This window comes from Bradyrhizobium sp. LTSP849 (assembly GCF_000938255.1).
Taxonomy (GTDB): Bacteria; Pseudomonadota; Alphaproteobacteria; order Rhizobiales; family Xanthobacteraceae; genus Bradyrhizobium.
Window position 1 is genome coordinate 1 of the sequence record NZ_JYMR01000025.1, and the last position, 23,327, is coordinate 23,327.

Consider the following 23,327-nt stretch of genomic DNA (forward strand, 5'->3'; position numbering starts at 1 on the left):
CGGCCACCTCAGAGCGTGTGATTTTTTGGCAGCGTGCCAGGTAAATCTGTCCGAATGCCGGTGGCATGTGATTCTCTGGCGATGATGGATTGGCGGGAGGCGAAGATGGCTGCCGATGAATTGTTCGGTGATCTGCCGGCGCAATCGAAGCCTGAAGCCGACGCGGCGCCGCTCGGCGCGCCACGGCTGCGTGAGCCACAGCGCGACCAGATCGCGTTGCGAGCGGTGGATATCGAGAGCCTGATCGGGGAAGACCATCCGGTGCGCCTGATCTGGTCTTATGTCGAAGAGCTTGATCTGAGTGAGCTGGAGAACCGGATCAAGGCCAGGGGCGACCGCCCCGGTCACCCCGCGACCTCGCCGCGGCTTTTGCTGGCGCTGTGGCTCTCAGCCACCAGCGAGGGCGTCGGCAGCGCGCGAGCATTGGAGCGACTGTGCGAGAGCCACGATGCCTATCGTTGGCTGTGCGGCGGGGTGTCGGTGAACTATCACATGCTGGCGGACTTCCGGGTCGGTTGCGCCGACCTGCTGGACCGGCTGCTCAGCGAGCATCTGGCGGCGCTGGCGAAGGCTGGTCTCGTCAATCTGGCGACACTGGCGCAGGACGGGGTGCGGGTCCGGGCCAGCGCGGGAGCCGCCTCGTTCCGGCGCGAGGCGACACTCGAGCGGCATCTGGCCCTGGCTGAGACGGTGGTGGAAGACCTCAAGCGCGAAGTCGACGTGCGCTCTGACGCCAGCAATCAGCGCGCCCGGGCAGCCAAGGAGCGAGCCGCGGAGGAACGCAGCGCGCGCGTGAAAGCGGCGCAGGCGGCGCTTGCCGAGATCAAGCAGCAGCGCAAGGAACGCGAGAGCAAGCAAGGCAATGGCAAGACGCCGAAGGAGCCGCGCGCGTCGACGACGGACGCCGATGCACGGGTCATGAAGATGGCGGATGGCGGCTTCCGCCCAGCCTACAACGTGCAGGTGACGAGTGCGGCCGGCGAGCAGTTCGTCACTGACGTTAAGGTATGCAACACGGGGTCCGACCGCGGGCTGATGCGGCCCATGCTGGAGCGGCAGCGCACGCGCCCTGGCGGCCTGCCCAAAGACCATCTCGTCGATGGCGGCTTTGGCAGTGCGGAAGACATCGAGTGGGCGCATGCCGAGGGCATAGAGGTTTTTTGCCCGCCCACTCAATCCAAGCACGGCACCGACCCCTACCTGCCGCGACGCGGCGACGGCGCGGGGGTACTGGCTTGGCGTGCGCGGATGGCGAGCAAAGAGGGCAAGGCCCGGTACAAGCCCCGTTCGATATGCGAGTGCATCCATGCCCGCTGGCGCAACTGGAACCTACGGCAATTGACCGTGCGCGGGATCGAAAAGGTCCGCGCCGTCGTGCTCTGGTACGCCCTCACCAACAACATCCTGCAAGGCAACCGCCTCCGCAGCGCATAAACGAGAGCTCATCGACGAACTCAGACCCGCCATTTACCGCGACAAGAAACTCCACTCCGTTCCGAACAAGTAAAAGCGTCACAAGCTCTCAGGGTGACGGGAGACAGAGCAACGCCTTGATCGGTAGCCCTACTTCTTCACCTTGCTCGCATCCATCTTGATGCTCGGATCGAGCATCTTGGTCGTGAACGCCGTGCTCACGTCGAACGGTTTCTCCATGCCGAGATAGGTCTGGACCAACTCGTAGTCCTTTTTCATCCGCTCGCCGTCGATCCAGCCGAGCGCTTTCGTCGTCGTGAACTCGTCGGTCATCAGATATTTGATGCGCTCCCATTGGCGCTCCTGGCTCTCCTTGTCGAGACCGGAGACCTGGTCGAGCAGCGCCTTCAGGCAGGGCGTGGCGTCAGCGACGCAGGCTGCAAACGCCTTCTGCGAGACGCGGACGAAATCCTCGACGACCTTGGGGTTCTTCTGGAGGTAGGCGCCGTTGACGATCAGCGAGTTGCCGTAAGGGTTGAGCCCGATGTCCTTCCAGTTAACGTAGCCGAGATCGGGCCCGAACTCGATCACCTTCGAATCGTGCTCGTTGTAGAAGTCGCTGATGATGTCGACGGTGTGGCTCTTCAGCGCGGCGATCTTCGCGGTAGGCCCGATATTGACGAAGCTGACGGAGTCGGGGGCAAGCCCTGCGGCCTTGGCGAAGGCAGGCCACATCACGCGCGAGGCGTCACCGGGCGGATTGCCGATCTTGTGGCCGGCAAACTCCTTCACCCCGTTCACGCCGTAGCTCTTCAGCCAGTAGAAGGTCTGGCCGGTGTTGGCGTAGACGCTCATGACAGCGACGGTGTCGGCGCCCTTGCTCTTTGCCACCAGCATGGTGGCGAGATCCGCGACGCCGAAGGGCGCGCCGCCGGAGCCGACCTTGGCTGCGGAGACACCGGAGCCCTTGCCGGTTTCGATGGTGAGGTCGATGCCGGCCTTCTCGTACCAGCCCTGCGCCTTGGCGTAATAATACGGCGAGTGGTCGGCTGTCGGGGTCCAGTTCAGGATCAGATTGACCGCCTCGCCGGCGCTTACCGGCACCGCCGGAAGACCGAGCATCAGGGTCAAGAACAGGGTCGAGCCCGCCGCCTGCAAACGCTTCATCGCATCTCTCCTCATTCCCGCGACCCGGCTTGTCGCTCTCCCCATGTGAGGCTACCAATGCAACAAGCCCGCCCTCAACTTGTCAACTGTTTGGTTGGAAATGGCCGCAAAACGATCTGGCGACACCGTGCCGCAGCGGCGCGACCCCGTGGCCACCCGCAAGAAGCTGCTCAGCGCAGCGCGCCTGGAATTCGCCCGGCACGGCCTTGCGGGCGCCCGCGTCGACGAGATCGCCGAGCGCGCCGGCGTCAACAAGCAGCTGGTCTATCACTACTTTGGCGACAAGGATGCGCTCTACCTCGCCGTGCTCGAATGGGTCTATGAGGACATCCGCGAGCAGGAGCGCAGGCTCAATCTCGAAGGCCTGCCGCCGGAAAAGGCGATCCGCAAACTGATCGAAGCCTCGTTCGACCATCTCGCGGCAAACCCCGATTTCATTGTGCTTCTGAACGACGAGAACCGCGGCGGCGCCCGCCATGTCCGCGGCTCAACGCGGCTGGAAGCGATGCATTCCCCGCTGGTCAAAAGCGTCTCCCACATCCTCAACGAGGGCGTGCGCTCGGGCGTGTTCCGCAAGGGGATCGACCCCGTCCAGCTCTATATCTCCATCGCCGGCTTGAGCTATTTCTTCTTCTCCAACACGCCGACGCTGTCGGCGATCTTCGGCAAAGACCTGTCGAGCCGGGCCCAGCGGCGCGCCCGCCGCAGGCATGTCGCAGACCTGGTGTTGCAGTCGCTCCGGCCGTAATCAACCAATTGGTTGAAACTTCCGTCGGAGCCGGTTAGGCTTGTCGTTGCGGCAGGGTGGCCGCCAACAGGGAGAAACCGGTGGCAGGTGACGGGGCAAGTCCGGCGCGCAGCTTTGCGATCATCCTGATCGTGCATCTGGCCGTGCTCGTGCTCTGGCAGGTGCTGGTCGACGCCTTCCACGTCCCGAAGTTCATCCTGCCCTCCCCACTCGCGACGGTGAAGACGCTCGGAATTGCGAATTACGCATGGGGCGCCAACACGCTGGTGACGGCGATCGAGATCCTCGGCGGCTTTGCGCTCGGCGCGGTCGTCGGCGTGGCATTCGCCGTGATCTTCAGCTGGGCGCCCCTGGTGAGCCTCGTTCTGCTGCCGCTATTCGTGACGCTGAACATGATTCCGAAGGTCGCGCTCGGACCTCTCCTGATCGTCTGGTTCTCCTACGGCATCGTACCGAACATCCTGATCGCGTTCAGCATCTGCTTCTTCCCGATCCTGCTGACCACCGCGCGCGGCCTGCGCGAGGTCGAGCCTGATTTGCTCGACCTCGTCAAATCACTGCGTGGCTCGCGCTGGACACTGTTCCGCAAGATCCAGCTGCCGGGATCGCTGCCCTACATTTTCTCCGGCATGAAGGTCGGCGCCATCCTCGCGGTCGCCGGCGCCATCGTCGGCGAGTTCATCGCCTCCGAGCGCGGGCTCGGCTATCTCATGATCCAGGTGCAGTCGTCGCTCGACACGCCCGCGATGGTGATGGCCGTCGTGCTGCTGACGCTGCTCGGGGTCGCTCTCTACGGCCTGGTCCTCGCCCTCGAACGCATGTTCGTGGTCGGCGATGCAAGACAGACTTGAAGACCGCAAACTTGACGAAGGACCGATCCATGCTGCTCACCCGCCAGACGCTGCCGAAGACGATTCCCGATATCGCAGCGCTCGACGATCTCCTGTGCCGGCCGGGTCAGGCGCTCATCGACGACCTCGCCAAGGTCGACGGCGACATCATGATCCTCGGCGTCGCCGGCAAGATGGGCCCGACGCTGGCGGGGCTTGCGAAAGCTGCCGCGCCCGATCGACGCGTCATCGGCGTCGCCCGCTTCAGCGATGCCGGCGTCAAGGACTGGCTGCAAGCGCGCGGCGTCGAGACCATCAATTGCGACCTGCTGGATGAGGCCGCGATCAACGCGCTGCCGAAGGCGCCCAACATCGTCTTCATGGCAGGCCGCAAGTTCGGCGCCGAGGGCGATCTGTCGCTGACCTGGGCGATGAACGCGCATGTGCCGGCGCTGGTCGCACAGGCCTTCCCGTCGTCCCGGATCGTGGCGTTCTCGACCGGCTGCGTCTATCCCTTCGTCCCCGTCGACGGCAAAGGCTCGACCGAGGCCATGGCGCCGAACCCGCCCGGCGAATACGCCCAGTCCTGCGTCGGCCGCGAACGCATGTTCGAGTATTTTTCGCACAAGCTCGGAACGCCAGGGCGGCTGTTCCGGCTCAATTACGCGATCGACATGCGTTACGGCGTGCTGCACGACATCGCGACAAAGGTGCTCACGGGCACCCCGATCGACGTCAGCATCAGTCACGTCAATTTCATCTGGCAGGGTGACGCGTCCTCGCAAGCGCTGCGGTGCCTTGCGCATTGCACGGCACCGACCTCGCCGATCAATGTCAGTGGGCACGAAATCCTGGCGGTGCGCGATCTCGCAGCCAAATTCGGCGCCCGCTTCGGCCGCGCGCCGGTGCTGGTCGGCGAGGAGCAGCCGACCGCATGGCTGACCGACACGTCGCAGGCGGTCGAGCTATTCGGCCTCCCTGTCGTCGACACCGAGCAGTTAATCGCCTGGACCGCGGACTGGGTGTCCCGCGCTATGCCGAGCCTCGGCAAGCCCACCAAATACGAGGTGCGCGATGGACGCTACTGACGGCCCGCCCATCCTCAAGCTCGGCGTCGACGACGCGATCGCAGGGCTCGCGCTCTCGACGGAAGCGCAATGGAACCAGACCGAAGAGGACTGGCGCATCTTCCTGCGCGACGGCGTCGTGTTCGGCATTCGCGACGGCATGCGCCTGGTCGCCACGGCCGCGCTGCTGCCCTATTCCGGCAACAACGCCTGGATCAGCATGGTGCTGGTATCAGGCACGCATCGCCGCCGCGGCCTCGCCACCCGTCTCGTCGATGCCTGCCTGGAAACGGCACGCAAGAACGGCCTGACGAGCTGGCTCGACGCGACACCTGCCGGCGCGGCCGTCTACGGACCGCTCGGGTTCACGCCGACGCTTCAGTTGCGCCGGCTGAAACTCCTGAAATCCGCGCAGGTGTCCTCGCCGACGCCCTCAGTCGCGACGCTCGACGCGCTTCGCGCACGGGACCGGCGGGCCACCGGTTTCGACCGGACCGCCCTCTTGACCGCCTTCGCACAGCGCTCCGGCTCGCGCATCACGACGGCGAATGGATGCATCGCGCTGGTCCGGGACGGCAGAACCGCACGTCATATCGGCCCATTGTTTGCCGACAATGCCGCGGAAGCGCTGGCTCTGGTTCACGCGATAGCGCGCTCTGAAAACGGACCATTCCTGGTCGACGCCGTCGCGTCGCAGGCCGCCTTCCTGGAAGGATTGACCGCATCGGGCTGGACCATCGAACGGCCGTTCCAGCGCATGCGCTTCGGCCCCGCCACCACGACTGGTGAGAAAACGCCATTCGCCGTCGCCGGCCCTGAATTCGGATAGGACATCATGCACCACAGCCAGATCAACAGCGACATCCGCAAACTGATCGCCGAGGGCACCGTACTGCCGGCACACCCATTGGCTCTCACCGCCGAGCGCCAGCTCGACAAAACCCATCAGCGCGCGCTGACGCGCTATTACATCGACGCCGGCTCAGGCGGCCTTGCGGTCGGCGTGCACACGACCCAGTTCGCGATCCGCGACGTCGGCCTCTACCGTCCCGTGCTCGAACTCGCTGCCGAGACTGCCGCGAGCTGGACCAAGCGGCCGCTGGCGATGGTCGCAGGGCTCGCAGGCCCGACCCGGCAAGCGACTGCCGAGGCGCGCACCGCGCGTGACATCGGCTATCATGCCGGCCTGCTCAGCCTCGCCGCGATGAAGAGCGCCTCTGAGGACGAGATCATCGCGCACTGCACCGCGGTCGCCGCCGAAATCCCGCTTGTCGGCTTCTATCTCCAGCCCGCCGTGGGCGGCGTCATCCTGTCGAGCCACTTCTGGCAGCGCTTTGCCTCGATCGACAATGTGATCGCGATCAAGATCGCGCCGTTCAACCGCTACCGCACGCTCGACGTGCTGCGCGGCGTCGCGGCAGCCGGTGCGCTCGATCGCGTCGCGCTCTACACCGGCAATGACGATCACATCCTGCTCGACCTCATGCTGCCGTTTGACCTGCGCGACAATGGCGTCACGACGCGCACCTATTTCAAAGGCGGCCTGCTCGGGCACTGGTCGGTCTGGACCGCGAGCGCGATCAAGCAGTTCGAGCGCTGCAAGGCGGCGCGGCACAAGGACAGCGTACCCGCTGATCTGCTCGCGCTCGACGCCCGCGTCACCGACTGCAACAGCGCCTTCTTCGACGTCGCCAACAATTTTCACGGCTGCATCGCCGGCTGCCACGAGGTGCTGCGCCGCCAGGGCCTGATGCAAGGCCTGTGGTGCCTCGATCCCAACGAAGGCCTGAGCCCCGGCCAGAAGGAGGAGATCGATCGCGTCTGCCGCGAGCACGCCGACCTCAGCGACGATGCGTTCGTGACCGCCAACCTCGACAAATGGCTGGCATGACGGAAGAACCCTTCATCAGCCTGCGCGGCGTCCGAAAGGTCTATCGCAGCGGCGGCGCCGAGTTTCTCGCGGTGTCCGACGTCACGATGGACGTGCAGGAAGGTGAGTTGGTCTCGCTGGTCGGTCCATCCGGATGCGGCAAGACCACGGTGATGAAGATCTTGGCCGGCCTGCACGACGCCGACGGCGGCACCGTCAAGATCGGCAACGCCAAAAGCCCGTTCGATCCCAGCCGCGACATCGGCATGGTGTTTCAGCAGGCACTTTTGCTGAAGTGGCGAACCATTCTGGACAACGTGCTGTTGCCGGCCGAGATCGTCGACCTGCCGATGAAGGCTGCCCGGGAGCGGGCCCGCGATCTGCTCAACCTGGTCGGGCTTGCCGGCTACGAACAGAAATATCCGCAGCAGCTCTCAGGCGGCATGCAGCAGCGCACCGCAATCGCGCGCGCCTTCATCCATGATCCAAAACTGATCCTGATGGACGAGCCGTTCGGCGCGCTGGACGCGCTGACGCGCGAGCAGATGAATCTGGAGATGCTGCGGATCTGGCGCGAGAGCGGCAAGACCATCGTCTTCGTCACGCACTCGATCCAGGAAGCCGTGTTCCTGTCCTCGCACTGCGCTGTGCTGACCGCAGGACCAGCGAAGATGGCCGATTATTTCGCTATCGACCTGCCCTTCCCGCGCGACCTGCCGCTGAAGACAACGGACGCCTTCGGCGCCTATGCGCGCCGCATCTATGAGAAGCTGGGCTTGGGCGCGGCGTGAGAGCGTGAGCCTGGCGCGACGAAGAAGTCGCGCTCAGGCCAACGATGCGCCACGTCAAGACCGCGCCAGATGAATCCGTCCGCTCCTGCGCACATATTGCTTCGCTACGCTCTTGCGCACCGTTGCCCTGACGAGGCCTCCGTCGCGATTGGCAGCATCCGCGTAAACAGCAACGTCCTGGCTCGGCAGCGCCATCAAGAGACCGGTGCTTCCGAAGGCACGGCGGCCACTCCCGCTGGTGCTGGCAACAAGCGGGGCTTGCTCGTCCGGCTCCTCTTGATATCGCGTATCGCCGCAAGCGCCCCTGCCCACCGGCGGCAGTTTCGGCTTCACCGGGACAGCGGCTGGATCCGTGTCCTTGTACGACAAATCAACCAGCTTGGACGCAAGCGGGCCCATTTCGTGTCGCTCAAAAGCAGACAGCAACGGCATGCCTGAACCGGCAGCACTTGCATTGAATTCCACGCCTCGGATCAAGGGATCGCACACCGTGGCACGCGTCTGTCGCCGCGACTTGAAAAAGTTGAACGACAACGCTTCTCCTTGCTGATTCACCCGATCGATGGTGAGCCCGGTCGCATTGGCATTCAAAAGCTCCTTGTCGGTGATGAGGTTTACACCACTGACAGGCGAGGTATTGAAGGTGACGACCTTGGCGACCGCACGTCCCCGAGGCGCTGACAAAGCTGCAAACTGTCCCAAGCCTCCTCCCAACGAATGCCCGACCGTGACGATTTGCCTGCAACGCAGCTTTTGAACGTTGTTGAGAACCACACTGAATTCGCGCTGAAACTGACTGTATTCGGAATCGAAAGCCGTAACATAGGTCTCGAAGTTCGAAAGCCAGCTATTGAGACCCGAAACGCTGCCTCGAAACGCGATACTGGCCTCGCGGCACGTGCCGCTGGCATCGGTTCGAGACCAGATCTGATAGGATAGTCCCCTCGGATCTGGCTGATATTCCGCACCACACTGTCCTTGCGTCAAGCAGCGATCGGGGGCCTGGAATCGCCACCCCCTGCGAACCAGCAGATTCTGGACGCGATCAGGTTGAGCTGGAAAGGAACTCTTTATCGCAGCCGTCAATGATGCGACGCTGTCCGTTATCGTTTGGTACGACAACGCGGCCTGAATGGCGTATGGCGCATAGTAAGCTGCGATTCCGCGTACGTCCCCCTCGCTGGTGTAGCAGGAGTAATCGCTGGCCCGCAGCGAGCCGTTGATCAGCCGTCGCGGGTCGACAGAATACAAACGGGACCGGGGACATCCCGGCGGCACCGCCGTTTCGCCCTTGGCGTCGGTGATCGTAAACGCGACGGTGTCGTTGAACTGCGCGGCGGCTGGCTGCGCGAGACCGATGAAGGCAAGCGCCGCGGTCGCTCCCGCGATGCGAAAGCCGAATTTGCGAGCATCACCCATGGATGGAGGCTCCAAAATTGATTGAATATGCATCTGGCTTAAAATCAACCAACCCAAAATAGCTTATAACTTTAGCTTGTGCAACGATCCATACGCAACCGCGATCCCGGGCGACAACAATCAGCCGGATCGTGCTGATCGCTTGATGGCACGAGTGCGCCGGGCCCTGACGATGGCCATGACAATCGCGCAAGCGAGAGCGGTGCCGAGTGCGATCGGGACACCGGCGAAGATCAGCCATGGCAGGATGACGGTGTGATGCGCGCTGCTGACGTTACCACCGAATATGAGGCAGGAGCCGACCCCGCCTTCGTTCGGCTGACAGTTGGCATTGACGAACGGAGCAATCGCAAAACCGGGCGCGAGATAAGGCAGCAACGCGAAAACCACCGTGACCAACAGCGCAAGGAGAAGGCGCGCAGCAAGCCCCGCCCAGCCTCGAACGATCGCCAGATAACACAGCACGAGCCACACCGCCGCGAGCCCCAGCCAGGCGAATGCGCTGCCGATCACGACCGCTGCGGTGACTAGACCGGAAACGACGTCGCTAACGTTGACGCCCACAATGAGGCACACCTCCTTCTGGTCGACAACGCAGCCACCGATTTTGGCGAGCCCGCCGACCACGGAGATCGCGAGCTCCGGGAGGAAAGGAAGAACCACGAGCAACAGCAGAGCGAGGCGCCACCAATGCCGGCGTGCTTCTGTGGCAGGTTCGATGCTCATCACGGGCCAAGTGTTCGTCGGCGAAGTGCTCGCCAGCAATTCAACGCGTACGTGATACAAATGATAGGGCACAAGCAGTGGCTCGGAGCGAGCCAAAATTCAAAGCATTCCAGCTTCAATATGGCTCATATGATACAGCCGGAGATTGTGTCACGCAATCGGTAAATGCTAGCCGGCAACTCCGTCCACGCTCGCAAATCGCAGGCACTGCGATCGCGGCCGAACGCAGGAAGCGATCGGCCGCACATCGTTGCAACGCGATCAGCCCTTGCGCATCTTGCTGAGCAGATAGTTGTCGTAAAAATTCTCCGCGATCTGCGTGTAGAACAGCAGCTCCTTCATATAAGCGTCGTGGCTCTCCTTGGTCCGCTTGAACAGGTCGCTCTTGGCGGCGAGCTCGTTCAGATGTTCCTGGGTCGCCGTATAGCAGGCCTCCAGCACCGGCTGCGGGAACGCCTTCAACTCCGCGCCATTGGCGATCAGCCGCTTCAGGGCCGCCGGATTCACGCTGTCGTATTTCTCGAGCATCCAGGCGCCGGCCGCAGAACCGGCCTGGTTGAGGATCGCCTGATACTGCTTCGGCAGTGCGTTCCACTTCTCGTCATTGACGATCATGTGCAACATGGCGCCACCCTCCCACCAGCCGGGGAAGTAGTAGTATTTGGCGACCTTGTGGAAGCCGAGCTTCTCGTCGTCATACGGACCGACGAATTCGACCGCGTCGAGCGAGCCCTTCTCCAGCGCCGCATAGATGTCGCCGCCCGCGAGCTGCTGCGGCACCACGCCGAGCCGCGCCAGCACATGGCCGCCCATGCCGGCGATGCGGAATTTGAGGCCCTTGAGATCGTCGACGGTCTTGATCTCCTTGCGGAACCAACCGCCCATCTGGGTGCCGGAATTGCCGCAGAGGATGGCGTGCGCCTTGAACGGCTTCAGCGCCTCGTTGGTGAGGTCAGCGCCGCCGCCGAAATGCCACCACGATTCCTGATGGCGATGGTTCATGCCGAACGGCGCGCCGGTCGCGTAGGCCAGCGCCGGCTCCTTGCCGATGTAGAAATAGAGCGGCGTCTGCGCCATCTCGATGGAGGCGACGCTGACGGCATCGAGCGCCTGGAGGCCGGGAACGAGCTCGCCCGCCGCAAAGGTCTGGATCTGGAATTTGTTGTCGGTGGCCTCGGCGACGTATTTCGCAAAGGTCTGCGCCGTGCCGTAGATGGTGTCGAGCGACTTCGGGAAGCTCGACGTCAGGCGCCATTTGATCTCGGGCAGCGACTGCGCGATCGCAGGGGCCGCAACCAGCGTCGTCGCGCCGGCCACCGCGCCGCCCTTGAGGAATGTACGGCGTTTCATGATGGGTTTCTCCCTTGAGGTCAGCTTCGGATGGGTGGCCTTTTGGCCACGGTCTTCGCCGACCGTTTGCCCGTTCCTGAAGCGGAGTTCAAGTTTTGAGAGGACACGCGGCCGGACGGCCGGCGACCGCTCAGGAATCCTCGAGAAAAATCGACAGCGCCCGCTGCAATTCCTTGAACGCGCGCGGCCCGATCTTGGCCGCCAGAGTCTTCTCGCTCTCCGCGATCGCCGGCCGCAGCCGGCCCAGCAGTGCGACGCCAGGATTCGTCAGGTACAGCACGTAGTAGCGGCGGTTGATGGCGGAGGCAGAACGCTGCACCAGGCCGCGGCGCTCCAGATGATCCACCAGCCGCCCGAGTCCCGCCCGCTCGATCGACAGCGATTGCGCGATGGTCAGCTGATTGACGCCCGGATTGGCCTCGATCACCGACAGGACGGAGAACTGCGCTGGGCTGATGTCGAATGCGGCGAGCCGCCTACTGACGTCCTTGAAGACCCAGAGCTGGGCCCGACGGATGCGATAGCCGAGCGAATGAGACAGGTCGGCCGAGGCAAGCAGTTTTGTCCGGGCGGGCTTTGCGGCCGGCGCGGCGCGCGGCGGCGATCGAGACGGCTTTGCAATCGGCGCCCCGCGCGGCGCTGCCTTGCCGGATCCTTTGGCAGATCGCTTCCTGACGCCTGACTTCCCTGGATCCATCGACGACCGTCTTTCACGCGCCGACGCAGCAGCATCCGGCCCGGTTGCTCGAGATTCGATTGCTCAGCCTATCGCAGCGGACCCGGATCGAGAAGCCGGGCGGAACCTGCTCCTGCGTATACAGCTTCTACGACAGGTTGCACTGCGGACTCGCGTGTTGCGTCATGTTGACACGGCAACATCGCTCGCATATTCATCGTGAAAGCCTGCCGTTCACGAGCAGGCCATGGGGGATGACGCCCGTGCTTCCATCAGAGATGGACGCCTCTCCGCGTGCCATGACGCATCGCGGCAGGATGGTTTTGCGCACAGCCGAATGTGCGCTGCAGCGCATCGCAATCGCGCGCGCATGTCCCCAGGCAGCAGTCTCGCAAATGACTCTGAGCTCGCGACGCCTCGCGGCAGGCGCCGCGTCGCGACGATTTCGTTCAACCGTCAATGATGACACTGGGAGGGACTGACATGAAGCGACTATTCCTTGCATCGACGATCGTGGCCGGTTGGGCGGCTCTCGGCACACAGGCGACCGCGCACGGACTGCCTTCGAGCGGCGTGGCCCCACGCGCGGCCTGTACCGGCCTCACAGGGCTTACGCTCCCGAATACGCAGATCCTGAGTGCGACCCAGAAGTCGGGTTATTGCAACGTGATCGGCATCATCAACAAGCGGGTCTCGACGCAGGACCCCGATCATTTCACTTACGGAATAGGCTTCGCCCTCAACTTGCCCACCACATGGCATGGCCGCTTCGAGATGATGGGCGGCGGCGGCACCGACGGCAGCCTGCAAAGCGATCCGCAAGGTTCGGCCGGCGTCGAGCTCGGTCAAGGCTGGGCGGTCGCAGCCGATGACGGCGGCCACGAAGACAGCGCCAGCAACGCAGTCGGCGGATATCAGGACGACGATGCCAATGCGGGAGGCTCCGCGCATTTCGCGATCGACGCCCAGGCGCGCAGGGACTACGGCTACAACGGCATCGAAAAGACCGCGACGATCTCGAAGCAGATCATCTCCTATTTCTACGGCCTCGACCCCGTCTATTCCTACATCATGGGTTGCTCCAACGGCGGACGCGACGCCATGGTCGCGTCACAGCGATCGCCCTGGCTGTTCGACGGCGTGATCTCGCAAAATCCCGGCTTCAACCTGCCGCAGGCAGGTCTCGCGGAAGCTTGGAACGAGCAGGTGCTCGGCAAGCTCGCCACAAGCAAGGACGTCAACGGCCAGCCGTATATTCCCGACACCTTTCCGCAGCAGGACCTTCAGGTCGCTTCGGCCGCGATCCTGAGCGCCTGCGACGCGCTCGATGGCCTCGTCGACGGGATCATCGACAATTATCACGCCTGCACGGCGAAGAAGGTCTATCCGGCGCTCGCCAGCTTCACCTGCGGCAGCGGCTCGCATGGCAGCACGCCGCATGGCGGAACCTGCCTGACCAGCCCGCAAGTGGATGCGCTGAAGAAGATCTATGGCGGGCCGGTCAACTCCAGGGGCGAAAGGCTCTATTCGAACTGGTTCTGGGACGCCGGCATCTGGACGCCGCCCACTGCGCCCGGCGCAGGCTGGCAATTCTGGAACGTCGTCACCGCACCGGTGCCGGGCGTCAACACCGCGATCAACCTGACGCTTGGCGCGGGCGCGATCCCGATGATCTTCCAGACCCCGCCCGTCGTCACGCCCGTCAACGGACCGAACGGCCAGGAAGCCTTCGTATTCAAGTTCAACTTCGACACCGACGCCCCGAAGATATTCACCAAGACAGCAGCCTATCCGGAAAGCGCGATGGACTTCATGGCGGCGACCGCAACGGATCTGCGTCCGTTCAGGTCGCGCGGCGGCAAGCTGATCATCTCGACGTCAGTCAATGACGGCATCTTCTCCGGCGCCGCGATTGCCCGCTGGTACCGCAAGATGGATCGGAACACGGACGGTCGTGCGACCGATTTCGCGCGGCTTTTCATGGTGCCGAACATGGCGCATTGCGGCGGCGGCGCGGCCACCGCCAGCTTCGCCGAGAATGAACTCAAGGCGATCACGAACTGGGTCGAAAACGGCATCGCGCCGGAACGCATCGTTGCGGCCAATACCAACACCGCATCGCCCTACCCGACCGGCGGCGTGTTCGATCCGCGGATTGCCCAGAACTTCCCGACCGGAGGCACGCGGCCGCTGTGCGTCTACCCGAAGATTCCGGCCTACAAGGGCAGCGGCTTGACCAGCGATGCCGCAAACTTTGCGTGCGTCGATCCCGGCTTCAACCGCGGCGGCGACCACGACTTCCACGACGATGACGACGGCCACGGCGGCGATAGGCATTGAGCATCGTGCGGGACAAGTAACGCGAAACAAGTGCGGCGCGCGGCTTTTACCGTGCGCCGCACGCCCTTCTCAGAGCAGCTTCGCGCTCACGAACAGCGCGCGCACGGCGTTGGTTGCCTGCACCACGAGCATCGCATTGTCGGCCGCGCCTTCGAGCGCGTGGACGGCGTCCTCATGCAGCGAGCGGAATTCCATCCACTCGACCGATTTGAAGTTGGTGAGGAACTGATAGGCCTGGCCGACGCTCGCAATCGCCAGCGTGTCACCGTTCAGCTTGATCTTGAACGTGGTGCGCAGCGGGGTGTCGGAACTTGCTGGATCACTCATGGGCTGCTTCTGGACGAGAACGGCTTAACGAAGGGGAAACGGCAGCCCCGCCGTTCCGGGCAATATCAGGAGTCGGTGCTCGCGCGCTGCGAGGCGGTTGCCGATCCGCTCAGGCTCGGCACGACGACCAGGCGGTTGAACTCGCCATTGTCGTAAGCCTTCATGAAGCGATCATAGTCCTTGATCGAGACGCAGCCATTGGAATCGCCGCGCGGCCCGAGCATGTAAGTGTGGGTGAGCAGGCCGACGCGGCCGAGCGCGCTGGTGCCGTCCGCGGGCGTCATGCGCAGCGCCCGCACGCCGTGGAACAGTTTTTCGCGCGGCTTGAGGTCGTAGGTCGCAGGCGGCGTGGCGCCGACCATGCGCTGGTCGACATGCTCGGGGTCGTCCATCAGCGCGCCCATGCCCGAATGCGCTTCGATCGCGACGCCGTTCGGCAAATAAAGCGCCTTGGCCGAGATGTCATAGACCGCCGTGCGCGAATCGTAGCCGAGGGCGGCGAGATCCGGCGCCTTGCCGAACAGACCGCTGTCGGGGGTCAGCGAGGCCAGCTTGATCTTGTCAGTGAACTTTTCGAAGAAGTTGCGGTTGTCGACCCTCGGGTTGGTCTCCGCATAAGCCTGGCTCGAGGCGATCTGGGCGGAGAGGTCGGCCTGAGTCGGGCGCGAGCGCGGCATCGGGACGGCATCGGCGCGTTGCTGCGAGGGCCGCCTCTCATCAACGGGCCGGTCGTCATCTGTCAGCGTCGAACGCCAGTCATCGCCCTGGAGCCTTTGGGCGAGCATCGCCTTGGCATCGCGGAGCTTGAGCTCCACCACGCTCAGCGCCGAACGTTCCAGCGTCCGCAGGCCGAGATCGCGGGCGGGCGGGCTGCCCGACGAGGTGAAACGGTCATTGAATGAGGGCGCATTGGCCGGCGGCAGCGCGGCGGAAACGAGTGGGGTCGAATCGTTCATATCCGCGACCCAGGCGGCAGCTCCCAGCGCCAGCGCAACGGCGGCCAGAGACAGCAAAATTGTCTCGGCCCGCCCGATACGGCGGCGCGACAACAGCCTCTCGGCTCCTGCGGTGTCGGAAACCATCAGATCCCCAAATTGACCCCGGGGGAACCCACCCCCACCCGGAGACTCTATACCAGCTACCACATTGGGAGCCAAAAGTTAGGCATAATCGCGGCCGGCGAGGCACCCCGAGGTGGCCAAAGACCGGTCCATTTGACCTAAACTGGCCCGTCCATGCCCAAAATCCGGTCTATCGCGACGTCCAGGGGGAGCTGCCCGAGGCCGGAAGCAAGGGCCACTGGATGTGGTTCATTTTCCCGCAAGGTCGCGGGCCTCGGCCTCAACGCCACGTCCGAGCACAATGTGGATCGACTCCCGCCCGGAGGCGGAGGCCAACCTCGCCCGCCCCGTGCTCGGCGCACGACTGCCGCTGCCATCAGCGTAAACCCGCGCTTAACACCGGTTGCCTATTGTCCGCGCAGATTATTTTTCTCCCGCGCCAATTGCCGGACAGATCATGAAAATCGGTACGCTCCTGACCACCGCCATCGTCTCGCTCTCGACCGTCGGTGGCGGTCTCGCCGTCTATGTCGCCGTCACGAAATACCAGACGATGGACCGGATCACCGAAGCGCAGGGGCGGCTCGCGATCGTCCGCGCCGTCAGCGACATCCCGCGCTATCTCAACCCCGAGCGCGGTTTCGCCACCAACATCCTCTACGGCCCCGCAACCGTCGACCCGACGCTGCTCACCGAGCACGACAAGCTCCGTAAGCAGACCGACGGCGCGCGCGACAAGATGAACGCGCTGCGCAAGGACCTGCCCGGCCCCTTCGACGACGGCAACACCACCGGCACCAATATCGATGCGCTGAATGCAAAGCTCACCGCGCTGCGCGAGGCCGTCGACAAGGCGATCGCAGGACCGGCGGATGCGCGCAAGGACGCCGCCAGGAAGATCGTCGCCGACAATGCCGTGCTCAACAGCGGCGTGACCGCGCTCCTCAACGAGCAGGTCCGCCGCATGGCGATCCTCAACGGCGACGCCTACCGTCAGGCCAGCTACGCCAACATCACCATGACGCTGCGCGACGTCGGCGGCCTCAACGCCAGCCTGCACAAGAACCTCGTCGGCGGCAAAAAGGTGGCGACGGAGGCCGAGAAGGCCGACATCGCCCGCTCGCAGGGACGCAACGACCAGATCGCGATGTCACTCCAGGAGTTGCGCGGCAATCCGGCGACGCCCGCCAATGTCGCTTCCGCGCTCGAGACGATGAACTCGGTCTATGTCGAGGGTTTTGGCCGCGAGCTGAAGCTCGTGAAGGACGGCGCGGTCAGCGGCAAATACGAGCACGACGTCGAGACCTTCTATGTGGAATCGCAACGCGGTCTTGGTTCGGTGATCGGCGTCCGCGACGCCTTCTACGACAACGCCGAGCAGATCCTGGCCAGTGCCTCGTCGGCCGCGCGCACGAGCTTCACGGTCGCACTCGCGGGCCTCATCGCCGTGCTGATCGCAAGCGTCGGGCTGGTCGTGACGGTACGACGCCGCGTCTGCGCACCGATCGTCGGCCTGACCTCGCGAATGTCGCGGCTTGCCAACGGTGATGTCACTGAGGCGATCCCGGGCGCCGCGCGTTCCGACGAGATCGGGGCGATGGCCGCCGCCGTGACGGTGTTCAAGGACAACATGATCCGGGCCGACCGGCTCGCGGCCGAGAAGCAGGCCGAGAATGACGGCAAGATGCGCCGTGCGCAGATGCTCGACGAGCTCACGCGCGCGTTCGAGGCCAAGGTCACCGAGCTCGTCGGCGGCCTGTCGCAGGCGTCCTCCACGATGGAGAGCACGGCGCAGTCGATGACGTCGACGGCGGCCCAGACCAACAGCCAGGCCGCGGTCGTGGCGGCCGCCTCGGAGCAGACGTCGACCAACGTCCAGACGGTTGCGAGCGCGACAGAAGAGCTGACCTCCTCGATCGCCGAGATCGGCCGTCAGGTCGCACAGAGCAGCGAGATCGCCGCCCGCGCCGTCGACAACGCCCGCCGCACCGGCGACACCGCACGTGCGCTCGCCGAGGGCGCGCAGAAGATCGGCGACGTCGTCACCCTGATCCAGAGCATCGCCGAGCAGACCAATCTCCTGGCGTTGAACGCGACCATCGAGGCTGCCCGCGCCGGCGACGCCGGCCGCGGCTTTGCCGTGGTGGCGTCCGAAGTGAAGTCGCTGGCCGGTCAGACCGCGAAGGCCACCACCGAAATCTCCGAGCAGATCTCCGCGATCCAGGCCGCGAGCGATGAGACCGTGACCGCGATCCGCAACGTCGCCGATGTCATCGCCGAGATCGACCAGATCGGCACCGCGATTGCAGCCGCGATCGAGCAACAGGGCTCGGCGACCAAGGAGATCTCCCGCAGCGTCCAGGAGGCCGCCCGCGGCACCCAGGAGGTCAACACCAATATCACCGGCGTGCAGCGCGCCGCCGACGACACCGGTGCTGCCGCCAGGGAAGTGCTGGGCGCAGCCGAGCAGCTCTCGACGCAGTCGCGCGACCTCGCCGGACAGTTCGACCGCTTCCTCGGTGAAGTCAGGGCCGCGTAAAAACCCTGAACGCACGCCGAAGCAGGCAAGCAGTTTTGCGACTTACGCCGTGGACGCGTTCAAGCGCTCGGCCAGATTGGGCTGCGGTAGTCCGCGCTGAAACATCAGCAGATCGAGCGACGGCGGCTCCTGCTTGGTCGTGATCGAAAGGCAGGCGTGCGCGTGGCCGCGATGATGAGTCTGGTGATTGAAGAGATGAAGTAGGATATCCGCGAGCGGCTGTTCCTGCGGCTTCCCGGACGTCGTCTGATAGGCGTGCAGCCGCGCCAGCGCTGCTTCGTCGTAACCGTCGACCACCGCAATGAGGCGCGCATCTTCGGCGAGCCGGGCGCGGGTAAGCTCCAGGCGATCCTCGTAGAGGATCTGGTCGAGACGCTTCGGCTGTTCGCCGATGGCCGTCAGCCGAGTCAGCCACAGCCTGTCGGTCAGAAGAAGGTGGTTCAGTGTGCCGTGCAGGCTGTGAAAGAACACGCCGACATCGGCACGATACAGCTCTTCCGGCAACGCGAGCGCCGCTTCGTAAAGGCGGGCGTTGGCCCAGGAATTATAGGCAGCAAGCTGCTGGAACAGGTTTGGCATCGACGTTCACTCCGCCTCATCAATGGCAGTTTGCGAATAGCAGTTTGCGCTTGCGTCAAAGGGTGAGATAATCTCACCTGTCGTTACCAATGTGAGCGACAGATCATGCTTCCATCGCTCAGAGGCCTGCAGGCGCTTTCGGTGCTGTCTCAAACGGGCAGTCTCACGGCAGCGGCCGACATCCTCGGGGTCAGCCGGTCGGCCCTGTCCCATCGGATCGCGGATCTCGAACACCAGCTCGGCGTGGGCCTCATCCAAAAGCGGGGACGCCGAGTCGCGCCGACCGATGACGCCGAGGCCCTCCTCTCGGTTATGGGCGACGCCCTCGACCGCATCGAGGCCGCTGTCGAGCCGATCCGCCGCCGGCGCTCTCAGTTGCGCATCAGCACGGTCGCGACCTTGGCATCGCACTGGTTATTGCCGCGGCTTCCAGAATTCCGGGCCCTGCATCCGGATATCGACGTGGCGCTCACCACGACCCGTCGTGTGATCGACCTTGAGGCCGAGGATATCGACTGCGCCATCCGCTATGGATTGGGGCGCTGGTCTGGAATGACGGCGGCCTTGCTGTTTCGCGAAACGCTCGCCCCCGTGGCCGCCCCGACCGCCGATCAGAATCTCGACGGCTCGTCCATTATCCGCGCCCGCTCGCGCTTTCGGGACTGGTCGCTTTGGTGGACGGCGTCCCGCCGCGCTGGAAAGCCAAGCGACGGCGGCCTGGTTGTCGAGTCCCGCGCGCAAGCCCTCGAAGCGGCGCTGGCCGGCGGCGGCATTGCGATGATCGATATGGCTTACCTCGAGGCGCATCTGTCGAGCGGAAGGTTGAGGCTGCTCGCGCCGCCCGTTACGCTCGACGAAGGCTATTATCTCGTCCGTCGACCCGTTGGCCGCAATGATCGCCTCGTCAGCGCCTTTGAGGACTGGATCCTCGCAGCGTCGGAACAGCCGAGGCCCGAGGCGCGACGGGTGAAGGCGCTTTCGACTCAGGGGCCGGCGCCGACCGGCTCGGGCCGCAACGGGAAGCACACCCCAAGCAGGCGGCCGCTGGGGAGAGGTGACACGAAGCGCGCTTAATATGGCGGTGGCTTGCGCGCGCGCTGCGCCTTGGCCGCCTCGATCCACCAATTGAGATCGTCGGCGAAGCGCGGGAACGACCGTTCAAGCGCCTTGCCGCCCTCGCCGATCGGCTCGCTCTCGGCCGACAGCGTCTGCGCGATCGGGCCGACGCCGATCGTGCTCGACACCACGACCATACCCATCTCCGACAGCGTGCCGTGCCAGGCGGTCGAGGCGCGTGCGCCGGACAGGCGGCCGGCGGAATAGCTCACGATGGCGGCCGGGCGCCAGAACCACTCCTCCAGGAAATGGTCAGTGAGATTCTTCAATCCGGGCTGAATGCCCCAATTGTATTCCCCGGTGACGAAGACAAAACCGTCAGCGCCGCGGATCTGCCCCGCCAGCTTCTCCAGCGCCTCCGGCGCTGCGCCCTTGGGATGTTCCTTGTACATGCGGTCGAGCATCGGCAGGCCGATCGCCTTGGCGTCGATGAACTCGACCTCCTCGCCGCGGCTGCGCAGCCGATCGATCACGAAATTCGCAAGGCGAATGCCCATCCGGTCGGAGCGATAGGAACCATAGAGGACGAGGATGCGGTTGCTCATGGCCGGCAGGTTAGCACGGAGTCCGGCCCCGATCCATTTTCACGCTATCGCCTGCGTCCGCGCTCCAGCGTTTCCGACGGCGTCTCGCCGTACTGGTCGCGATAGCTTCGGGAGAAATCGCTGAGATGCCAGAAGCCGAACGCCAGCGCGACGGCCTTCACGCTGTCAGCGCCTCCCGATAGCCGTTGGCGAACCAGCCACAGCCGGCGCAGGCGCAAGAAGCGGTGCAGGCTCATGCCGCGATAGCGGCGGACGACATCATGCAAGGTGCGGACGGAGAGGCCGAGCTTGCGCGCGACCTCCTCGCTGTAGATCGGTTGTGAGAGATCGTCGGATATGAGCGCGCGGATATCCTGAAAAATCTTGAACTGCCGCTCGTCGTTCGGCCGAACCGTCCATCGCGCGGGAACCAGATTGGCGAACGCGGCATCGACCGCGCCGAACAGGGACTCCTTCATCGCGGCCGCCTTCAGCGGCACCTCAGTGGGATCGATGGGCTCGGACGCGGCAGCCACCACCTCCCTGACCACCTTGCGCAGCCAATGCAGCGCCAACGGACTGGTCTCGAATATCTTGAAGCTGGAACTCGTCGCGGGCCAGCCGCGATCCTTCACCTCGGGGCGGAACACGACCGAGGCAATCTGTCGCGGCACCTCCTCGATGGTGGTGTAGGCGGCCCCGCTGCTGCCGATGACGATGACCGCGCGGTCGCGCTGCGCGCCGTTGAAGCGAATGGGAACGTCAAGGTCGTCCATCGCAAAACCGACCGCGGTGCAATCGGCGATGAGCTGCGCGTCTACGACGCGCGGAAACGCCCGCGTGACGTTCACGTCACAGCCTGGCAATTGTACGATGATCTGCTCAGTCGCAATCCTTCGCACGAACGGCGTGAACTCGAAGTTCAGGCCACGGATCGCGTTGCGAAACTCGTCGACGTCTGCAAATCGAAATATTTTTGGCGCCAACGCAGGCGCATCATCAATGCTGGTCATGACAAATGAAAAGCTGCGTCGCGAAACGACGCGCGTCCGGCGGACAGTACCGGTCTGATCCCCCCTTTCGGTTGCCCCGCTACACCGAAAGACACATCCTAAGCGCTTTCAACCAATTGGCGAGCCCTCAGCTCAAAGAACTAGGCGGCGGGTCCCCTCCTGCCAAATTTCGATAGCGTTTCTCCTGAAGCAGCCGGTGTGCTGATACCCGAGACGATCAAAGTCTAAAATCCAAATTAACAACTTTGAGGCGAAATAGGGCCCGTTCATTTCGTCGACGTTATTTTTAGAGTTCAGGCTCCTGCCATGATGGCAAATTCGCCTGCCGATATTCTTGTCGAGTTGGAAGAAGCGGTCGCGGCGTGCCCGCCGGAGCGCTGTGCCCGCATTCTCGCAGGCATTGTTCGTCTGCTCGCAACCAGCCGCGACCGGCCGCAGGAACTGCTAGTCAACGTGCTCGATGGCGTGCTGCTGCGCCTGACAGGACGCGTTGCGCCGAGTGCGCTGGTGCAGCTCAGCCGGGCGCTTGCCGACATGGATGTTGCACCGCAAGATACATTGCGCCAGCTGGCTTCGCACGAACATCAGGACGTCGCGTGCCCGCTTCTGCTCAAATCGCACGCGCTATCAACGGCCGACCTCGAGGCGGTCGCCGGGTCGTGCGGCGAACGCCATCAACTCGCGATCGCGGCCCGGGACCAAATCGAAGCAGTTGTGGTTGAGGCGCTGGTCAAACGCGGCGGCCGGGCGGTCTGCCTTGCGCTGATTGGGAACCCCGGCGCCATGTTCTCCGATGCCGCCTATGCTTTGCTCGTTGAGACGAGCGCGGCGGATGACGCAGTCACGAAGGCGCTGGCGCTCCGGCCGGGCACGCCCGATATCGTCGTTCGCAAACTGCTCTCCGCGTCACCCGGCAAGATTCCAGCCAACAAGACTCCGGCCAAGCCCAACGCCTCCGCCGCGCCCCCTGCATCGAACCCGGAGCCCGCTCCGGTTCCACCAAAGCGGCCCTGCTCCGCTGACTATGCGAGCGCAAGGCCGGAGATCGTTGCGCTTAACCGCGTCGGCAAGCTCAACGATTCCACGGTGAACCGCTTCGCGATCCGTGGCGAGATTGCCAATTTGTTCACCGCCTTGTCGGTGCTGTCAGGGGCGCCGATCGAGATCGTCGAGCACGTCATGACCGATGACGATTGCGAAGGCCTGGTGATGGCCTGCCGGGCTTCGCGCCTGAACTGGCAGACTACGCTCGCGATCCTGAGCAATCGCGGCGGCGCACGCCTCTCTTTTGCCGAGCGCGAACGCGCACAACACATTTTCGAAACACTTCTTTTGTCGACCAGCCAATGGACAGTGCGCTGGGGGGAAATCGCAGCCAACGCCAGCACAAGCGATGCGGGAAATCGCGGCGTAAAAATGGGGGTTAGCCGATGAAATTCGACGGTCGCAAGGCGCTTCGCGTGCGGATGGATCACAAGCAGGCTGTCAATCTGATGGGCTCGGACGGCACCTGGCGACGCAGCTGCGTCCTGCTCGACGTGTCGCAGAGCGGCGCCAAGATCGAGGTCGAAGGCACACTCGACGTGCTCCAGGCCAAGGAATTCTTCTTGCTGCTGTCGTCGACGGGTCTGGCCTATCGGCGCTGCGAGCTGGTCTGGATCGATGGAACCACGGCCGGCGTCCACTTCCTCACCGCAGACGGCAGGAAGAAACCGCCGAGCGCTGCCGCCGCACAGAACTCCACCCAGAGCAAATAGACTCAAGACTTCGT

23 protein-coding genes are annotated in these 23,327 nt (G+C 64.1%); 13 read left to right on the forward strand and 10 right to left on the reverse strand.

Annotated features, from left to right (window positions below; genetic code table 11):
• Nucleotides 1-105 precede the first annotated feature (105 nt).
• Nucleotides 106-1,434, forward strand: a complete 1,329-nt coding sequence (locus UB31_RS18315; RefSeq protein ID WP_045010194.1) for an IS1182-like element ISBrsp9 family transposase — start codon at nucleotides 106-108, stop codon at nucleotides 1,432-1,434.
• A 129-nt stretch (nucleotides 1,435-1,563) separates the two neighbouring features.
• Here the strand turns inward: UB31_RS18315 and UB31_RS18320 are convergent, their stop codons facing one another.
• On the reverse strand, nucleotides 1,564-2,580 hold the full coding sequence (locus UB31_RS18320; RefSeq protein ID WP_045011910.1) for an ABC transporter substrate-binding protein: 1,017 nt from the start codon (nucleotides 2,578-2,580) through the stop codon (nucleotides 1,564-1,566).
• 100 nt (nucleotides 2,581-2,680) lie between these two features.
• On the opposite strand from UB31_RS18320, the gene UB31_RS18325 reads away from it, so the two are divergent.
• The 6 genes from UB31_RS18325 (at nucleotide 2,681) to UB31_RS18350 (ending at nucleotide 7,886) form a co-directional block, all read left to right on the forward strand.
• A complete protein-coding gene (locus tag UB31_RS18325; RefSeq protein ID WP_045011911.1) occupies nucleotides 2,681-3,328 on the forward strand; it encodes a TetR/AcrR family transcriptional regulator in 648 nt (215 codons plus the stop codon).
• 80 nt (nucleotides 3,329-3,408) lie between these two features.
• Nucleotides 3,409-4,179 carry an ABC transporter permease gene (locus tag UB31_RS18330; protein ID WP_045011912.1) on the forward strand — a complete coding sequence of 257 codons (771 nt, stop codon included), beginning with the start codon at nucleotides 3,409-3,411 and terminating at the stop codon, nucleotides 4,177-4,179.
• Between the two features lie 29 nt (nucleotides 4,180-4,208).
• Nucleotides 4,209-5,246 (forward strand): NAD-dependent epimerase/dehydratase family protein, encoded by a 1,038-nt coding sequence (locus UB31_RS18335; RefSeq protein ID WP_045011931.1) that lies wholly within the window; start codon nucleotides 4,209-4,211, stop codon nucleotides 5,244-5,246.
• Complete coding sequence (locus UB31_RS18340; protein ID WP_045011913.1) at nucleotides 5,233-6,054, forward strand: GNAT family N-acetyltransferase; 822 nt, start codon at nucleotides 5,233-5,235, stop codon at nucleotides 6,052-6,054. Before UB31_RS18335 ends, UB31_RS18340 begins: the two co-directional genes overlap by 14 nt.
• Before the next feature lie 6 nt (nucleotides 6,055-6,060).
• Nucleotides 6,061-7,116, forward strand: a complete 1,056-nt coding sequence (locus UB31_RS18345) for a dihydrodipicolinate synthase family protein (RefSeq protein ID WP_045011914.1) — start codon at nucleotides 6,061-6,063, stop codon at nucleotides 7,114-7,116.
• Nucleotides 7,104-7,886: an ABC transporter ATP-binding protein gene (locus UB31_RS18350; RefSeq protein ID WP_045011915.1), complete on the forward strand. Its 783-nt coding sequence runs from the start codon at nucleotides 7,104-7,106 to the stop codon at nucleotides 7,884-7,886. Before UB31_RS18345 ends, UB31_RS18350 begins: the two co-directional genes overlap by 13 nt.
• Nucleotides 7,887-7,940: 54 nt before the next feature.
• Here the strand turns inward: UB31_RS18350 and UB31_RS18355 are convergent, their stop codons facing one another.
• The 4 genes from UB31_RS18355 to UB31_RS18370 form a co-directional block, all read right to left on the reverse strand.
• The gene (locus UB31_RS18355) at nucleotides 7,941-9,305 is read right to left on the reverse strand and encodes a Tle-like phospholipase domain-containing protein (protein ID WP_045011916.1); all 1,365 of its coding nucleotides are present in this window, start codon (nucleotides 9,303-9,305) and stop codon (nucleotides 7,941-7,943) included.
• A 120-nt stretch (nucleotides 9,306-9,425) separates the two neighbouring features.
• Nucleotides 9,426-10,127, reverse strand: coding sequence for a hypothetical protein (locus UB31_RS18360; protein ID WP_156175411.1), 702 nt, complete (start codon nucleotides 10,125-10,127; stop codon nucleotides 9,426-9,428).
• A 165-nt stretch (nucleotides 10,128-10,292) separates the two neighbouring features.
• Nucleotides 10,293-11,381: a TRAP transporter substrate-binding protein gene (locus UB31_RS18365; protein WP_045011918.1), complete on the reverse strand. Its 1,089-nt coding sequence runs from the start codon at nucleotides 11,379-11,381 to the stop codon at nucleotides 10,293-10,295.
• 130 nt (nucleotides 11,382-11,511) lie between these two features.
• Complete coding sequence (locus UB31_RS18370) at nucleotides 11,512-12,078, reverse strand: MarR family winged helix-turn-helix transcriptional regulator (protein ID WP_045000172.1); 567 nt, start codon at nucleotides 12,076-12,078, stop codon at nucleotides 11,512-11,514.
• 462 nt (nucleotides 12,079-12,540) lie between these two features.
• On the opposite strand from UB31_RS18370, the gene UB31_RS18375 reads away from it, so the two are divergent.
• Nucleotides 12,541-14,397 carry a tannase/feruloyl esterase family alpha/beta hydrolase gene (locus UB31_RS18375; protein ID WP_045011919.1) on the forward strand — a complete coding sequence of 619 codons (1,857 nt, stop codon included), beginning with the start codon at nucleotides 12,541-12,543 and terminating at the stop codon, nucleotides 14,395-14,397.
• 69 nt (nucleotides 14,398-14,466) lie between these two features.
• On the opposite strand, the gene UB31_RS18380 is transcribed toward UB31_RS18375, so the two are convergent.
• Entirely contained in the window at nucleotides 14,467-14,724 is a 258-nt protein-coding gene (locus tag UB31_RS18380; protein ID WP_045000176.1) for a hypothetical protein, read from the reverse strand.
• A gap of 65 nt (nucleotides 14,725-14,789) precedes the next feature.
• Entirely contained in the window at nucleotides 14,790-15,737 is a 948-nt protein-coding gene (locus tag UB31_RS18385) for a DUF2778 domain-containing protein (protein ID WP_045001086.1), read from the reverse strand.
• Here UB31_RS18385 and UB31_RS42590 point away from each other — a divergent pair.
• Together UB31_RS42590 and UB31_RS18390 are read left to right on the forward strand one after the other, a co-directional pair.
• The gene (locus tag UB31_RS42590; protein ID WP_245306014.1) at nucleotides 15,623-16,246 is read left to right on the forward strand and encodes a DUF1810 family protein; all 624 of its coding nucleotides are present in this window, start codon (nucleotides 15,623-15,625) and stop codon (nucleotides 16,244-16,246) included. The genes UB31_RS18385 and UB31_RS42590 overlap by 115 nt on opposite strands.
• Nucleotides 16,243-18,324, forward strand: coding sequence for a methyl-accepting chemotaxis protein (locus UB31_RS18390; protein WP_045011920.1), 2,082 nt, complete (start codon nucleotides 16,243-16,245; stop codon nucleotides 18,322-18,324). Before UB31_RS42590 ends, UB31_RS18390 begins: the two co-directional genes overlap by 4 nt.
• Nucleotides 18,325-18,366: 42 nt before the next feature.
• On the opposite strand, the gene UB31_RS18395 is transcribed toward UB31_RS18390, so the two are convergent.
• Complete coding sequence (locus UB31_RS18395) at nucleotides 18,367-18,903, reverse strand: DinB family protein (RefSeq protein WP_045000179.1); 537 nt, start codon at nucleotides 18,901-18,903, stop codon at nucleotides 18,367-18,369.
• Between the two features lie 105 nt (nucleotides 18,904-19,008).
• On the opposite strand from UB31_RS18395, the gene UB31_RS18400 reads away from it, so the two are divergent.
• Complete coding sequence (locus UB31_RS18400) at nucleotides 19,009-19,977, forward strand: LysR substrate-binding domain-containing protein (RefSeq protein ID WP_063775635.1); 969 nt, start codon at nucleotides 19,009-19,011, stop codon at nucleotides 19,975-19,977.
• Here UB31_RS18400 and UB31_RS18405 read toward each other — a convergent pair.
• Both UB31_RS18405 and UB31_RS18410 read right to left on the reverse strand, forming a co-directional pair.
• Nucleotides 19,974-20,564 (reverse strand): NADPH-dependent FMN reductase, encoded by a 591-nt coding sequence (locus UB31_RS18405; protein WP_045011921.1) that lies wholly within the window; start codon nucleotides 20,562-20,564, stop codon nucleotides 19,974-19,976. The two genes, UB31_RS18400 and UB31_RS18405, sit on opposite strands and share 4 nt — an antisense overlap.
• Before the next feature lie 44 nt (nucleotides 20,565-20,608).
• Nucleotides 20,609-21,556 (reverse strand): AraC family transcriptional regulator, encoded by a 948-nt coding sequence (locus UB31_RS18410; RefSeq protein ID WP_045000182.1) that lies wholly within the window; start codon nucleotides 21,554-21,556, stop codon nucleotides 20,609-20,611.
• A 306-nt stretch (nucleotides 21,557-21,862) separates the two neighbouring features.
• Here UB31_RS18410 and UB31_RS18415 point away from each other — a divergent pair, with 306 nt between their 5' ends.
• Nucleotides 21,863-22,990, forward strand: a complete 1,128-nt coding sequence (locus tag UB31_RS18415; RefSeq protein ID WP_045000184.1) for a DUF2336 domain-containing protein — start codon at nucleotides 21,863-21,865, stop codon at nucleotides 22,988-22,990.
• Nucleotides 22,987-23,313, forward strand: coding sequence for a PilZ domain-containing protein (locus tag UB31_RS18420; protein WP_045000186.1), 327 nt, complete (start codon nucleotides 22,987-22,989; stop codon nucleotides 23,311-23,313). Before UB31_RS18415 ends, UB31_RS18420 begins: the two co-directional genes overlap by 4 nt.
• The last annotated feature ends 14 nt before the right edge of the window (nucleotides 23,314-23,327 follow it).

What these genes read in the sequence shown, in the direction of transcription:
- UB31_RS18315 (WP_045010194.1), top strand. Translation starts at nt 106, where the DNA reads ATGGCTGCCGATGAATTGTTCGGTGATCTGCCGGCGCAATCGAAGCCT.
- UB31_RS18320 (WP_045011910.1), bottom strand. Translation starts at nt 2,580, where the DNA reads ATGAAGCGTTTGCAGGCGGCGGGCTCGACCCTGTTCTTGACCCTGATG.
- UB31_RS18325 (WP_045011911.1), top strand. Translation starts at nt 2,681, where the DNA reads ATGGCCGCAAAACGATCTGGCGACACCGTGCCGCAGCGGCGCGACCCC.
- UB31_RS18335 (WP_045011931.1), top strand. Translation starts at nt 4,209, where the DNA reads ATGCTGCTCACCCGCCAGACGCTGCCGAAGACGATTCCCGATATCGCA.
- UB31_RS18340 (WP_045011913.1), top strand. Translation starts at nt 5,233, where the DNA reads ATGGACGCTACTGACGGCCCGCCCATCCTCAAGCTCGGCGTCGACGAC.
- UB31_RS18345 (WP_045011914.1), top strand. Translation starts at nt 6,061, where the DNA reads ATGCACCACAGCCAGATCAACAGCGACATCCGCAAACTGATCGCCGAG.
- UB31_RS18350 (WP_045011915.1), top strand. Translation starts at nt 7,104, where the DNA reads ATGGCTGGCATGACGGAAGAACCCTTCATCAGCCTGCGCGGCGTCCGA.
- UB31_RS18355 (WP_045011916.1), bottom strand. Translation starts at nt 9,305, where the DNA reads ATGGGTGATGCTCGCAAATTCGGCTTTCGCATCGCGGGAGCGACCGCG.
- UB31_RS18365 (WP_045011918.1), bottom strand. Translation starts at nt 11,381, where the DNA reads ATGAAACGCCGTACATTCCTCAAGGGCGGCGCGGTGGCCGGCGCGACG.
- UB31_RS18370 (WP_045000172.1), bottom strand. Translation starts at nt 12,078, where the DNA reads ATGGATCCAGGGAAGTCAGGCGTCAGGAAGCGATCTGCCAAAGGATCC.
- UB31_RS18375 (WP_045011919.1), top strand. Translation starts at nt 12,541, where the DNA reads ATGAAGCGACTATTCCTTGCATCGACGATCGTGGCCGGTTGGGCGGCT.
- UB31_RS18380 (WP_045000176.1), bottom strand. Translation starts at nt 14,724, where the DNA reads ATGAGTGATCCAGCAAGTTCCGACACCCCGCTGCGCACCACGTTCAAG.
- UB31_RS42590 (WP_245306014.1), top strand. Translation starts at nt 15,623, where the DNA reads ATGAGGGCGCATTGGCCGGCGGCAGCGCGGCGGAAACGAGTGGGGTCG.
- UB31_RS18390 (WP_045011920.1), top strand. Translation starts at nt 16,243, where the DNA reads ATGAAAATCGGTACGCTCCTGACCACCGCCATCGTCTCGCTCTCGACC.
- UB31_RS18395 (WP_045000179.1), bottom strand. Translation starts at nt 18,903, where the DNA reads ATGCCAAACCTGTTCCAGCAGCTTGCTGCCTATAATTCCTGGGCCAAC.
- UB31_RS18400 (WP_063775635.1), top strand. Translation starts at nt 19,009, where the DNA reads ATGCTTCCATCGCTCAGAGGCCTGCAGGCGCTTTCGGTGCTGTCTCAA.
- UB31_RS18405 (WP_045011921.1), bottom strand. Translation starts at nt 20,564, where the DNA reads ATGAGCAACCGCATCCTCGTCCTCTATGGTTCCTATCGCTCCGACCGG.
- UB31_RS18410 (WP_045000182.1), bottom strand. Translation starts at nt 21,556, where the DNA reads ATGACCAGCATTGATGATGCGCCTGCGTTGGCGCCAAAAATATTTCGA.
- UB31_RS18415 (WP_045000184.1), top strand. Translation starts at nt 21,863, where the DNA reads ATGATGGCAAATTCGCCTGCCGATATTCTTGTCGAGTTGGAAGAAGCG.
- UB31_RS18420 (WP_045000186.1), top strand. Translation starts at nt 22,987, where the DNA reads ATGAAATTCGACGGTCGCAAGGCGCTTCGCGTGCGGATGGATCACAAG.